The organism is Deltaproteobacteria bacterium, assembly GCA_022340465.1.
GTDB lineage: Bacteria > Desulfobacterota > Desulfobacteria > Desulfobacterales > B30-G6 > JAJDNW01.
On sequence record JAJDNW010000085.1, the window covers coordinates 1 to 13,670 of the forward strand.

Annotated in this window: 12 protein-coding genes; 3 read left to right on the top strand and 9 right to left on the bottom strand. The window is 56.2% G+C overall.

Going from position 1 to position 13,670, the window contains the following annotated elements:
- A partial coding sequence (locus LJE94_12515; protein MCG6910933.1) for a hypothetical protein occupies window positions 1–794 on the top strand: 794 nt, incomplete at its 5' end.
- Window positions 795–965: 171 nt separating this feature from the next.
- The gene (locus LJE94_12520) at window positions 966–2,735 is read left to right on the top strand and encodes an extracellular solute-binding protein (protein ID MCG6910934.1); all 1,770 of its coding nucleotides are present in this window, start codon (window positions 966–968) and stop codon (window positions 2,733–2,735) included.
- Here LJE94_12520 and LJE94_12525 read toward each other — a convergent pair.
- The 7 genes from LJE94_12525 to LJE94_12555 form a co-directional block, all read right to left on the bottom strand.
- Window positions 2,725–3,324, bottom strand: coding sequence for a hypothetical protein (locus LJE94_12525; protein MCG6910935.1), 600 nt, complete (start codon window positions 3,322–3,324; stop codon window positions 2,725–2,727). The genes LJE94_12520 and LJE94_12525 overlap by 11 nt on opposite strands.
- Window positions 3,324–4,094 (bottom strand): exodeoxyribonuclease III, encoded by a 771-nt coding sequence (xth, locus tag LJE94_12530; GenBank protein ID MCG6910936.1) that lies wholly within the window; start codon window positions 4,092–4,094, stop codon window positions 3,324–3,326. The genes LJE94_12525 and xth overlap by 1 nt, the downstream gene beginning before the upstream one ends.
- Window positions 4,095–4,104: 10 nt before the next feature.
- Window positions 4,105–5,463: an adenylosuccinate lyase gene (purB, locus tag LJE94_12535; GenBank protein ID MCG6910937.1), complete on the bottom strand. Its 1,359-nt coding sequence runs from the start codon at window positions 5,461–5,463 to the stop codon at window positions 4,105–4,107.
- A gap of 395 nt (window positions 5,464–5,858) precedes the next feature.
- On the bottom strand, window positions 5,859–6,821 hold the full coding sequence (locus LJE94_12540) for an ABC transporter ATP-binding protein (GenBank protein ID MCG6910938.1): 963 nt from the start codon (window positions 6,819–6,821) through the stop codon (window positions 5,859–5,861).
- Window positions 6,822–6,972: 151 nt separating this feature from the next.
- Complete coding sequence (locus LJE94_12545; protein ID MCG6910939.1) at window positions 6,973–7,962, bottom strand: ABC transporter ATP-binding protein; 990 nt, start codon at window positions 7,960–7,962, stop codon at window positions 6,973–6,975.
- 182 nt (window positions 7,963–8,144) lie between these two features.
- Window positions 8,145–9,761: an ABC transporter permease subunit gene (locus tag LJE94_12550; GenBank protein MCG6910940.1), complete on the bottom strand. Its 1,617-nt coding sequence runs from the start codon at window positions 9,759–9,761 to the stop codon at window positions 8,145–8,147.
- Between the two features lie 14 nt (window positions 9,762–9,775).
- The gene (locus tag LJE94_12555; protein ID MCG6910941.1) at window positions 9,776–10,819 is read right to left on the bottom strand and encodes an ABC transporter permease subunit; all 1,044 of its coding nucleotides are present in this window, start codon (window positions 10,817–10,819) and stop codon (window positions 9,776–9,778) included.
- A gap of 491 nt (window positions 10,820–11,310) precedes the next feature.
- Here LJE94_12555 and LJE94_12560 point away from each other — a divergent pair, with 491 nt between their 5' ends.
- Window positions 11,311–12,510, top strand: a complete 1,200-nt coding sequence (locus tag LJE94_12560) for a Xaa-Pro peptidase family protein (protein MCG6910942.1) — start codon at window positions 11,311–11,313, stop codon at window positions 12,508–12,510.
- A gap of 221 nt (window positions 12,511–12,731) precedes the next feature.
- Here LJE94_12560 and rpsI read toward each other — a convergent pair whose 3' ends face one another.
- Both rpsI and rplM read right to left on the bottom strand, forming a co-directional pair.
- A complete protein-coding gene (rpsI, locus tag LJE94_12565; GenBank protein MCG6910943.1) occupies window positions 12,732–13,127 on the bottom strand; it encodes a 30S ribosomal protein S9 in 396 nt (131 codons plus the stop codon).
- Between the two features lie 93 nt (window positions 13,128–13,220).
- Window positions 13,221–13,658 carry a 50S ribosomal protein L13 gene (gene rplM, locus LJE94_12570; protein ID MCG6910944.1) on the bottom strand — a complete coding sequence of 146 codons (438 nt, stop codon included), beginning with the start codon at window positions 13,656–13,658 and terminating at the stop codon, window positions 13,221–13,223.
- Between the last annotated feature and the right edge of the window lie 12 nt (window positions 13,659–13,670).

The window sequence follows — 13,670 nt, forward strand, 5'->3', positions numbered from 1 at the left end:
CACAGGAACCCAAACCCTCGATCAGCTATGCGCCGCCACCCGACGCCTCCAAACCGTCGGAACCCGGCAACCGTATGGCTCAAATCGGGCTGGGCGGATTGGGCTTTCTGATTCTGCTGATCGTCATCGCAAGCTTCCTGAATCACAACCGGTATTATCTCAAACCGGTAAACGGCGCCGTCGAGGTGTGGCAGGGGAATTTCGCCCCCAAGGGAGCCAGCCGGTTGATCTCGCTGCCGGGTATAGAGCTTCCAGACAAAACGCAGCAGGATTACCGCCGCGACGACGTTTTCTCATTGATATACAGCTACTACCGGGACAAAGCGGCAACGCTCCTGGAGGTCGAAGGCATGCCCGATTTCGATGCGGAAAAAGCCTATCTTGAAAAGGCCCTTTCGTACAGTACGACCCCGGCAGAAAAAGCGTCCGCCCAAGCCAGGATAAACAACATCGACCTGATGGCCCTCATGTCCAAGGCGGATGCCGCCATCGACAAAAATTCCACCGCATCCCTCAAGGCGGCTCTGGGCTATCTCAAGGAGGCCGCAGGCCTCGATCTGGAGGATATTCAGCAGGAACTGGTCGCCAAGAAAACGACTCAGGCCAGGCAAATGCTGGACGAACTGGAACATCGGGCGGCTGAAGCGCAGAAAGCCGCCAACGAAGCCAAACTGGCCGAAGAAAAAGCGAAAAAAGCCCAGGCAGCCAAAATGAAGGCCGACAAGGAAGCCGCTTTAAAACAAAAGCAGAATAAAACCGAAGAAAAAGAGGCCGCAACCGCTGAAGGCCATTAGGCACCCGCGCCGTAGGTTCCGGCGCCGGTCTTATCATCCGTGAGCCAACCACCTTCGGCCGAATCCGAAGCATTGGGGGCCAAGGGGAAAAAAGCGCACAGCTCATAGCTGATAGCGTGCCATGAGCTATGACCTGTCAGCTATGAGCTCATCTCTATCTTATTTTATGCCATGGGAAAACGACTGGTTATCATCCTCTTCCTGATTTTTTTCACAGGAACGCTTTCCGCGGTTGCAGAAGATCGCTACCCCAAACCGGGATGGCGGGACGCCCCCAACCCCATGGCCGGCCAGGATGCTGTCGTAGGCGGCGAGATCTCCATTTTTGCCGGCCAATATCCGAAAAGCCTCAACTACTATCTCGACAACAACAGCTTCACGGCCGAAATTTTCGGAGCCATGTTCGAAACCCTGTTGGCCATGAACCCCCTGACCCTGGCTTATGAGCCCGATCTGGCCGAAACGTGGTCTATTTCCGACGACAAAAAAACATTTACCTTCACCCTCGACCGACGCGCGAAATGGAGCGACGGGGAACCCATAACCGCTGAAGATGTCAAGTGGACCTTTGACGCGATCATGGACCCCAAAAACATGACCGGTGTTCACAAGGTCAGCCTCGAACGGTTCGAGTCCCCCACGATCCTCGATCGGCGCACCATCCGCTTCACGGCGAAAAATGTCCACTGGATGAATCTGTCGGCCGTGGGGGGGTTCCACATACTGCCGCAGCACCATATGACCGGGCATGATTTCAACAAAATCACCTTCGATTTTCCCGTCACCTCCGGGCCCTATGCCCTCGGCGTCATCGACGAGGGGCTGTCGCTCATCCTGAAGCGGCGCGGGGACTGGTGGCACATAGGCGCCGCGCGCAACAAACACACGGGCAACTTCGACCGGTTGCGGTTCCGCTTTTATGCGGAAAGGGAAAACGCCTTCGAAGCTTTCAAAAAAGGGCTCATCGATCTCTTCCCGGTCTACACCTCCAGGCTCTGGGTAAACGAAACCAAGGGCGAAAGTTTCTCCAAGGCCTGGATCGTCAAGCAGAAAATCTACAACGCAAAACCGGTCGGTTTTCAGGGCTTTGCCATGAACATGCGCAAGCCTCCTTTCGACGATGTCCGGGTCAGGCAGGCCATGGCCTACCTTCTGGACCGCAGAAAAATGAACAGCACCCTCATGTACAGTCAGTATTTTCTGCAAAGATCCTACTATGAAGACCTTTATGACAAAAAGCACCCCTGCCCCAACCCCCTGATCGAGTTTGACAAAAAGAAGGCGCGCGACCTCCTCAACCAAGCGGGCTGGGTCGTGAATCCCGCTACCGGCTTTTTGGAAAAAAACGGCAGGCGTTTTTCCTTCCGCTTTCTGATCAGCCAGGCTTCCCTGGAAAAATTTCCGTCCATCTACGCAGAGGACCTGAAGGATGTGGGCATCGAACTCATCATCGATAAAAAGGACTGGGCGTCATGGGCGAGGGACATGGATGAGTTCAATTATGAAATGACCTGGGCCTCCTGGGGATCGGGCATCTTTAAAAACCCGGAAGGCATGTGGATGTCCTCGGAAGCCGACAGGCGCAGCGGGAACAACATCACCGGTTTTAAAAACAAGCGGGTGGACGAGCTCATCGAAAAGCAGAAAGGCATTTTCGACATCAAGCAACGCAATGCCATCTACCGGGAGATCGACCAACTCATCTACCGTGAATTTCCCTACGTCCTCCTGTGGAATACCAACTACACCCGCCTGCTTTACTGGAACAAATTTGGAATGCCGGATACGGTACTGTCAAAATATGGTGATGAAACCAGCGCATACTGGTACTGGTGGATCGACGAGGACTCCCTGGCGGATCTGGAAGACGCCGTGCAGTCCGGCCTGCCCCTCCCGATGAAAGCGGATGCGGTCCATTTCGACGACGTGTTCAATCCATGAAATCGATATCGATTCTGAAGCTGCCGGTAATGATAAAGGTCGGCAGCACCCCCACATCGAATCCCAACCTTTTCCAGGTAAAGCTGAAGATGGCCTCGGCAAACGCGGACATGCCGTTGATGTTGGGTAGATCGTCCCCGTAGCCGGAGAGCAGGCCGAACTTGTAGCCGATGTCGAAGCGCAGATTTTCCGAAAGCTGTTGGGTATAAATCTCTCTTGCGGGGCCGAAGAACCAGCAGGGGTCATTGTGGCTGTTGGTAAAGACGCCGGCGGTAAAGCCAAACAGCTGGATGCCTAAAAGATTCTGCTGGTCATTGTTGCTTCCGTCGCCGAAATACTCACCGGTTCCATCCAGGTGGATGCTCCACATCCCCGGCATCACGGCGTTTCTCGGCGTCCATCCCCAGGCCTTCTCCCAGAAACCGGTCCCGGAGGGGTCGGCCGAAAGTGCGTGCGGCTCTTCCGCCAGGGGTTCTTTCGCGACGCTTTCATCGGACCCAGAAGCGGCGGAAGCCGCGCCGTCGCCACCGAAAGCGGCATGCCCCGGAAAACAGGCGAGGACCACCAGTATGAGGAAAATGTTGCGCATCACCGCTCGATGTCCACATCCAGGCGAACCGGGCAGTGGTCGGATCCCATGACGTCATTGAGCATGTCCGCCCCGGCGATCGCGGCTGTGAGTTCAGGGGAAACCAGAAAATAGTCGATACGCCAGCCGATGTTTTTTTTCCGGGCCGCGGCCCGATAGCTCCACCAGCTGTACTTGACCGTTGTGGGGTTTTTGTAACGATAGGCATCGATGAAGTCGGAGGCAAGCAGGTTGTCCATGCCGTCGATCTCGGCCTGCATATAGCCGGCGGTCTTGTTGTAGTTCGGCTCCGGCCTGGCGAGGTCGATAGGCCGGTGGGCGACATTGAAATCGCCGCAGGCAATGACCGGTTTTTCCGACGCCAGCCCTTTAAGATAAAGAAGAAAGTCGGCATCCCACTGTCGACGGTATTCGAGGCGCTTCAACTCGCTGCCGGAATTCGGGGTATAGACGGTCACCAGCAGGAACGCGTCAAAATCCATGGCTATCACGCGACCCTCCTGGTCGTGAGCTTCCATGCCCATGCCCAGGCGCACGGCCGTCGGCGCCCTTTTGGTCAGCACGGCAGTTCCGGCATACCCCTTTTTAACGGCCGAATTGGAATAGATATGGTAACCGCCGATGTCGGCCAGGGCCTCTTGGACCTGTCGATCCTGGGCCTTGGTCTCCTGGATACAGAGAATGTCGGCCTGCATGGCGGACAGGGATCCTTTAAAATCTTTTTTCACGGCGGCACGGATGCCGTTGACGTTCCAAGAGACGATGCGCATTTTTTCTCCCCTAATAATTATATCTCCCCGTGTACGTTTTCGGCGTGATTGCCTTGAGTTCCCGCTTGATCTCCTGCGAAAGATCCAGGCCGTCGATAAACGCGGCAAGCGTTTTCCGGTCGATCCTGGCATGGGTCCTCGTGAGGGCTTTGAGCGCTTCGTAGGGTTTCGGATAGCCCTCCCGGCGAAGAATGGTCTGGATGCCTTCCGCCACGACGGCCCACTGGTTATCCAGGTCGTTATCGATGGCGGTTGCGTTGAGAATCAGCTTGCCGCATCCCCGCTGCACGCTTTTGATGCCGATGAGGGTGTGACCGATGGGTACCCCGATATTGCGCATAACGGTTGAATCGGTGAGGTCGCGCTGCATCCGCGATATGGGCAGCTTGGCCGATAGGTGCTCGAACAGGGCGTTGGCCACCCCGAAATTGCCTTCGGCATTCTCGAAATCGATGGGGTTGACCTTGTTGGGCATGGTCGATGACCCGACCTCTCCCGCTTTGATTTTCTGTTTGAAATAATCGAAGGCGATGTAGGTCCAGATATCCCGGCAGAAATCGATCAAAATGGTGTTGATGCGCTTCAGGTTGTCAAACAAGGCGCCAAGGTGGTCATAAGGCTCTATCTGAGTGGTGACCGCCGATCGTTTCAGCCCCAGCGTCCGATTGACAAAGCGGTCGGCAAACCCAATCCAGTCGATCTCCGGATAGGCCGCGTAGTGGGCGTTGAAATTGCCCGTGGCCCCGCCGAACTTGGCCGCAAAAGGGATATGTTCGGTCAGGGCGAGCTGTCCGGTCAAGCGGTCTGCGAAGACAAAAATTTCCTTTCCCATGCTGGTGGGGGACGCCGGCTGTCCATGCGTGCGCGCCAGCATCACCACGTCCCGCCATTCATGGGCCATCGCCTTCATCCACTCCAAAATCGATTCCAGTCCCGGCTTGAGAATGTTTTCCCAGGCGGCCTTGAGGCACAGCGGTGCGGCCGTGTTGGTGACATCCTGCGACGTCAGGCCGAAATGGATAAATTCGGAAAAGGCCCCTGTGCCCAGTCGGTCAAAGGCTTCCTTGAGAAAGTATTCGACAGCCTTGACATCGTGGTTGGTCTCTTTCTCGATCGCCTTGACGCGCAGGGCATCTTCATCGGAAAAGTCGGCAATGATCTGCCGCAAGGGGGCGTACCGATCATGCGGGAATCGCGCCAGCTGCGGCAGCGGAATCTCACACAGGGCGATGAAATATTCGACTTCCACCATCGCGCGGTGGCGAATGAGCGCCTGCTCTGAAAAGTAGGCGGCCAGCGGTTCGGTTGCACGGCGATAGCGTCCATCGACCGGGGAAATGGCGCTTAAGGGGGTCAGGGTGTTTGTCATGTTCCTACCTCACCATTGCAAACAGGCGGTTGGCATTGCATCCAGGATCGACTGACCAATGGATTGTTTTCTGCTCAATGCAGTGCAAAAAAGCCGTTTCTAATGTAAATTATATTTTTAATTTCAGGCTGTTGATTTCTTTAAACGCTTATCGGCTCATCCAAAAAAATGGATGGTGCATGGGTCATTTTTCTACGGGTACTGGATAATGACTGCTGGTTTATAAAAGAAGCGTTGGTAAATGTCAATTATTCCCATTTGAAATCGATACCGGCCCAACCGACGAGGAAGACGGCAGTTGGGCCGGTATCGATTTCAACAATTTCTATCGTGTTTGTCAGAATAACGTTCCGTATGCCCTGAGAGAGTGGCGGGTTTATTTTCCAAATTGAAATTTAGTAGAGGTGGCAGCGCACCCGCCGCTCCTCGTCCCCGCTCTCCGCCGGATACCTTGTGCGGCACACGGCCATCGCTTCCGGACAGCGCGGGTGAAACGGACAGCCGGGAGGCGGATTGGCCGGTGACGGCATGCTTCCGGACAGAACGATCTTTTCGCGGCGATGGCTGCCGGGAACCGGTATCGCGTCGACAAGCGCACGGGTGTAGGGGTGCCTGGGCTGCTGGATGACCGCCGCCGTCCTGCCGTATTCCACTATTTTTCCCAAATACATGACCGCCACGCGGTGGGAAATGTGGCTAACGACGCTCAGATCGTGGGAGATGAAAAGATATGCCAGACCGTACTTTTTTCTCAGGTCCAGCAGGAGGTTGATGATCTGGGCCTGAACCGACACGTCCAGAGCGCTCACGGGTTCGTCGCAGACGATGAAATCGGGTTTCAGGGAAACCGCCCTGGCAATGTTGATCCGCTGACGCTGCCCCCCGGAAAACTCGTGCGGATACCTGTAGATCATATCTGCGCTGAGGCCGACTTCCGCCATCAGTTTACCGGCAACGGCCTCCCTGTCGCCATCCAGCAGGCCGAATTGGATCATGCCCTCGGTGACGATATCGAGGGTGTTCATGCGCGGATTGAGGGAGGAGAGCGGATCCTGAAAAACGATCTGAATCCTACGCCGCAACGACCGCAGTTGTCTTCCGGACAACGCCGCCAGTGATTTCCCTTCCACGAGAACCTCGCCGGCATATATTTTTTCCAGGCCCATGAGCGTTCTTCCCAGCGTGCTCTTGCCGCAGCCCGATTCCCCCACCAGTCCCAGGGTTTCGCCTCTGGCGACAAAAAAGGAAACCCCGTCGACGGCCCGCACGTGCCCCACGGTTCTTGCCAACACGCCGTGCCGGATGGGAAACCAGGTTTTGAGATCCTTCACTTCCACTATGTTGGCGCTTTTATTCATAGGGATGACACTCTTTTTTTCTCGACGTCGAGGGTTATACCGATTGCCGCAAGTCTATTCCGTAATAGAGGCACGCCATTCGAAACGTTTTTCTGACAACCGCTCTACACAAACAGCAGACGCCGGCAGAGCCGGCGGTTTGTGAAGGGAGTTACCGCTTTCCCCTCGCCAATTCGCCGGCGAGAAAACAGGCCGCCGCATGTCCCTCGGAAACCCTCTTAAAATCGGGCGTCTCCTGCGCACAGCGGTCAAAGGCCATTGGGCAGCGGTCCCGGAAGCGACAGCCTGAAAGGTAGCTGCCCGGGCCGGGCACACTGCCGGCAATCGCCTCCAATCTTTCCCCGCTCCCGTTGCCGAGCCGGGGAATTGACTTTAAAAGCCCGCGCGTGTAGGGATGGGCCGGTTTTGTAAATATGTCTTCCGTGCCGCCGCTTTCCACGATCCGCGAGGCATACATCACCACAACACGATCGCACATATCCCACACCACCCCCATGTCGTGGGTGATCAGAAGGATGGACGTCTTTTCCTGCTTCATCTCTGCGATCAAGCTGAATATCTGGGCCTGGATGGTCACGTCCAGGGCGGTCGTCGGCTCGTCCGCAATAATTAGGTCCGGCGACTGCATCAATGCCATAGCGATCATGATGCGCTGCTGCATGCCCCCGGAAAGCTGGTAGGGATAGGCTTGCAGCCGTTGGGCGGCATCCGGAATCCTGACTTTTTCCAGCCATTTTTCAGATTCGCCCAGGGCCCTTTTCATCGGCATGTTGTCATGGATACGCAGGACCTCGGCCATTTGCCGCCCGACCTTCTGCAGCGGTGAAAGAGCCGAAAGGGGTTCCTGAAAGATCATGCTGATATCCCTGCCCCTGATACGCCGCATCTCCCGCTTGTCGACCTTCAAGAGGTCCCTGTCCTTGAATAAGACACGCCCGCTGTCGATGGAGCCCGGGGGGGATGGAATCAGGCGCATCATGCTCAGAGCGGTCACCGATTTCCCGCAGCCGGACTCACCGACAATGCCCAGGACCTCGCCGTAACCGATGTGGAAGGAAACACCGTCTACGGCGTTGAACCGCCCTTCGTCGGAAGGAAAGGATACACGCAGGTTGTCAACACTGATCAGTTTGTCGGACACTTGCCGTTCCTTATTTATCTGCTTTAAACCTTGTCACTTATGTAGAACCTGTGGTCGGTAGTCAATTTCTGTCAAGTCCTGATGAAAAATTGTCAATTTACAAGTGAACACCGAGCACAGACTCCCGTTCTAACCTTCTTTCCTTCTTACTTTCTCTCTTCCTCTGGCATTCTGCCTCCAAGTCATTCCAGCCGGGTGTACTGCTTGGGATCATAGGCATTGCGAATGCCTTCACCCACGAAGACACCCAGCAACATCACCAGAAAAAGCGCCAGCGACGGGTAGAGGATCAGCCACCAGGCCCAACGGTACTGTTGCGCCTGGAAAAGAAGCTCCCCCCAGCTGGGTGTGGGCGGCGGCAGTCCGAATCCCAGGTAATCGAGGGCGGCCAGGGATCCGATTGCCCCCACCAGGGAAAAAGGGAAAAAGGTGACGACCGGTATCATGCCGTTGGGAAGGATGTGCTTGAAAATGATTTTCCGCGACGGCACGCCCATGCACCTGGCCGCTTCCACGAAGGGTTGACCTCGCAGCCTCAAGAATTCGGCCCTGATATAGTAGGAGATGCCGATCCAGTTGAAAAGGCCGTAACAGACCAGCAGGAGGGTAAAACTCCGGCCGTATATCGACCCCATCAGAATCATTACGTATAAAAACGGCAGTGCGCTCCAAATCTCTATGATACGCTGACCGCTGATATCCACCAGGCCGCCGTAGTACCCCTGAACGGCCCCGGCGGCGATACCCAGGCCCATGGACCCCAATACCAGCAGCAGACCGAAAGTCATGGAGGTCCGCATGCCGTATAAAATCCTGGCCAGGACGTCCCTCCCTGCCCGGTCGATCCCCATGAGATGCTCCTTGACCGGCCGAAAAGGAAAGCGCACATCCTGTTTGTCGAATGCGACCACATAGCTCCGCCCCCCGACGGCAACTTTCAAATCGTCAACCGGCCCGGAAAAGCGGTTCGCGGCCGTCGCCATTATTTCCCTGCGGTTGTCTTCCGAAACAGCAGGCCACAGATCCCCGTCCCGCCCCCCGGATGGCTGCACGCGCGCCAGGTCGCGGTTGACCTGGATCCGGTAGCTTTTCCCGGCATCCTTTCCGCTGCTTTCGTCGGGGAACCGCATGGTGAGGCGAATTGACCGGGGCGTTCGCTCCCTCTTTTTGTAGGTTGAAAGGGAGAGCGATATAAGGCGCCCTTCACGATCCCTGACAATGCGGCTCATGGCCGGGGAAGACCGGTTGGCAAACCTTGCCATGACGGCCTCCCTGACATCCTCCGGTATCTCGAAAAATTCGCCGAGCCGCCGGTTTTTTATCTCCCGTGCCGGCACGCCTGTAAAGGCTTTCGGCTTTACGGATCTTCGAATGGAAAAATCGTCGCCGATGTTGACCGTCCCCACTCTGGGAATGGGGGTAAACACCAGGGTGACCACATCCGGCACCTTGATCGTATCGGGATCGACACTCCTGTACGGGCCGTGGGGAAAGGGAGGAAACACCATGTAGTTGTTCTCATTTTCCGAAAACTGCGGCATACGGCTTATTTTGTGATAGTCCGGCCTCGTCTGCCGGCCGCTCCCGGTAAATTCGTCTTCCGGGTAAAAATGAAAAACAGGAAAGTATGAATTCCCCTGGAAATGGACGTACAACGGCGCGCTGTTGCAGATCATCTCTGCACAAAGGCTCAGTGCGTACAGCACGGCAAGGATCCAAAAGGAAAAATAGGCCCGCCGCAAGGACTTGAAACGCATCAAACGCTTGCGGGTCATGGGGTTTTTGAAGAGCGTTCGCATGCCTTTGGTATATTCTACTCGTTTTGAAAATTGATACGGGGGTCGATGACGACGTACAGAAAATCCGACAGTATATTGCCGACCAGTCCCAGCAGGGCGGTCAGCGCCAGGATGCCCATGAAAACAGGGTAATCGCGGCCGACGATCGCCTCGAGACTCAAACGTCCCATGCCGGGAATCTCGAACACCTGCTCTATGATGACCGAACCGGCAAACATGACGGTCAGGATGGCGCCGAAACCGGTGGCGATGGGTATGAGGGCATTGCGCAGGGCGTGGCCCCATATGGCCCGCTGAAAGCTGCCTCCCTTGGCAAGAACCGTGCGCACGTAGTCCCTGCCGATCTGCTCGAGCAGCGAATTTTTCATGAGCAGCGTCAGCACTGCAAAATTACCGATAACGTAGCACAAGACCGGCAGGAACATGTGATGAAAGACGTCCTTTACCTTGCCCCACAGGGTGAGCTGCGCGTAATAATCCGAGATGAAGCCGGACAGGGGGAACAGATCCCACAGGCCGTCCACCGTCCCGGCAAACAGCATCTTCAGCACCATCCCGAAGGCAAAGGGCGGAATGGCATACCCGACAAACACGACAATGCTCGACACGATGTCAAAGGCGTGGTCATGCCGCAGGGCTTTTACGATGCCCAGCGGAATACACACGAGATAGGAAAGAACGAACCCGGTGATGCCGAACACCAGCGACACCCTGAAACGCTCTCTGATGAGCTGCCAGGCGGTCTTGTTGGGGAACCGGTAGGATGCCATGCGCATGCCCAGCCGGTCCGTGACCAACCAGCGCCAGTATCGCTGGTAGAAGGGCTTGTCAAATCCGAAATGGGCTTCGATGGCTTTGCGCTGCTCCTCCGATATCGTCCCCGCCGCACCCGTTCCTCTGCCCGATTCCGACGCCCCGATACTGCGCATCTGCATGATGGCTTGTTCCACGGGTCCGCCGGGAACGAATTGAATGAGGCCGAAGCAAAGCACCGTAATCCCAAGAAAGGTGGGGATGATCAGCAAAAAGCGCCTTATGAAATAGTCGGTGTGCTCCATGGCATTATCCTTACATCACCGCTTGCATTTTTTCAAGGCGTCCGCCGGCGTCGAAGCACTTCATTTTTTTGTCGCCCAGTGTTGATGCTCGGCAACGACTCCGCTCTATTGTGTTTGTCAGAATACCGTTCCGTACCCCCCGAGCGGGTGGCGGGTTTATTTTCAATGGTTTAAATCTACCTGAACTCTTAATATTTGAAACTCTCCAGTCTTCGCTCTTTGAGTTTCGCCTGGCAAGCCCGGATTTCCGGGTTCACCGCACCTGCGGTGTCAAATGTCATCGCGCATAGACCACTATAGCGGGATAACATTTTCCTTGCATCTGCGGCAAACCCGAAAATCGCTCAATTTAGGCCTATATATGGCAAATGCTCTGACGGCGACGGCCGTAATATTCGTTTGAAAAAACCCGCCGGCGTGTATATACTACCATTTGACTTCATCCCCCGGCGTAAGCCGCGGGATGAAGTCAAATGTAAAGGGGAGTTCCTATGTTCAACACCGCCGCCAACGTGCCGGCACCCGAACTGGAAACGCGTCTTACCACCATGCAGCGTCAAATGGCCGCCGCCGGCCTGGACGGTGTGCTGCTGCTGCAGCATACCGATCTTTTTTATTTCTCGGGGACCTCGCAACAGGCACACCTCTATCTGCCGGTCGAGGGCGCTCCCATCCTCATGGTTAAAAAGAACCTGCGGCGGGCTCGCGCCGAATCGGCCATCGACACCATCATTTCCCTGAGCGGCCCCGGCCAACTGCCGGAAAGCCTGAAGAAGCACGGCTATGAGCAACCGCGCACCCTGGGCATGGAACTGGATGTGCTGCCGGCCAATCTGTACCTGCGTTATCGCCGTCTGTGGCCCGAAGCCCGCCTGCGGGACTGCTCCCCCATGATCAGAATGGTGCGTGCCGTAAAATCAGCTTATGAAATCGGTCTCATGCGCGAAGCGGCCAACCTCTCCGACCAGGTCGCCGCCTATGCCGCGACCATCATCAGGGAGGGCATGCCCGAAATCGAATTAGCGGGCCTGCTCGAAGCGGAAGCCCGACGCCTGGGGCACCAGGGGTTGATCCGCATGCGCATGTGGGGCAGCGAAATGTTTTACGGCCATCTCATGTCGGGAGCGGCCGCCGCCGTCCCCAGCCAGCTCGCCTCCCCGACCGGCGGAGAGGCATTGAGCCCCGCCTTTGCCCAGGGGCCCGGCCGGAAGAAAGTTCAGCGCAACGAGCCCGTGCTTTTCGACTATGTGTTCGCCCACCAGGGGTACCTGGCGGACAGTACGCGCATCTACTGCCTTGGCAGCCTGCCGTCGGCACTCGCCGCCGCGCATGACGCCATGCTCGATCTCCAGGATCTCATGGCCCGCGAGGCCTGCCCCGGACGGATAAGCGGCGAGTTGTATGCCGCGGCAGAGAATTTTGTGCGGGAAAAAGGGTATGCGGACAATTTTATGGGTGGCGATGACCAGCGGGTACGATTTGTCGGGCACGGCATCGGCCTGGAAGTGGATGAATACCCCGTCATCGCCGCCGGACAGAAGATGCCCCTTGAAGAGGGGATGGTCGTCGCCCTGGAACCCAAATTGATATTTCCCGGGCAGGGCGTGGTCGGCATCGAAAACACCCACCTGATTACGGGCAGCGGACTGGAACGCCTCACCCGTTTCGACGACGGCATCGTCTACTTATAAATGTGAGATGTGAAACGGAAAATGTATGGCGCGCCGTTCGATGTTCAATGTTGGATGTTCATGACCTCCGCTCTCCGACCTCTGATCTCTAGGGCCTTACCCTCGGATCCGTATAGGCAACCATTCACGGGAGTGGACACAAAAACACCCCCGGGTCATGCTGACCAGGGGGTGCTTTGATGTTGCGAATATGGAACGGTGTCGATACGTCGGCCGGGCGGTTACCGCTTGGAGAACTGGTACCTTGCGCGTGCGCCTTTCTGACCGTACTTTTTACGTTCTTTCACTCTGGAATCCCGGCGGACAAAGCCGGCACGTTTCAGCGACTGCCTCAAATCCGGGTCTGCCATCATGAGCGCCCGGGTAATGCCGTGACGAATGGCGCCGGCTTGGCCTGAGATGCCGCCGCCGATCACCTTGATCTTGATGTCGTAGCTGTCGCGGGTATTGGTCAGGACCAGGGGTTGCAGCATGATGGTTTTGGCCGTACCCACCCTGAAATAATCATCGAGTTCACGGTTGTTCACGGTGATCGCACCGCTGCCGGGCTTCATCCACGTGCGGGCAATAGCCGTCTTCCTTTTTCCAGTAGCGTAATAAATGTTTTCTTCTGCCATGCGCTTCCTCTATTTATCTTTCATTTCCGGTTGTCTGCGTCGAGACCCTCGTCGCCTTCCGGTTGCACCGAAGGGCTGCAGGCGCCTCCAATCCTAATTAAGAATCAGGGCTTCGGGCTTCTGGGCTTCATGGGGATGATCTCCCCCGGCGTAAACCTTCAATTTTTTAATCAATGTCCGCCCGAGTCTGTTTTTGGGCAGCATGCCCTTGACGGCATATCGAATCAAGTCTTCCGGGCGTTTTTCCAGCAGTTTCCTGGCGGTGATCTCTTTCAGGCCGCCGATGTATCCGCTGTGATGGTAATATTTCTTCTGCGCCCATTTTTTCCCGGTCAAGACGATTTTTTCGGCGTTGACCACGATGACCGCGTCACCCGAGTCCACATGCGGCGTAAACATGGGGTTGTGCTTTCCCCGGAGCCTTGCGGCAATCTGCGTGGCCAGCCTCCCGAGGACGGCTCCCTCGGCATCCACAAGCCACCATTTTTCATCGATGTCGGCATTCTTCGCGCTGTATGTATACTTTTTCACTATTTCTCTCCC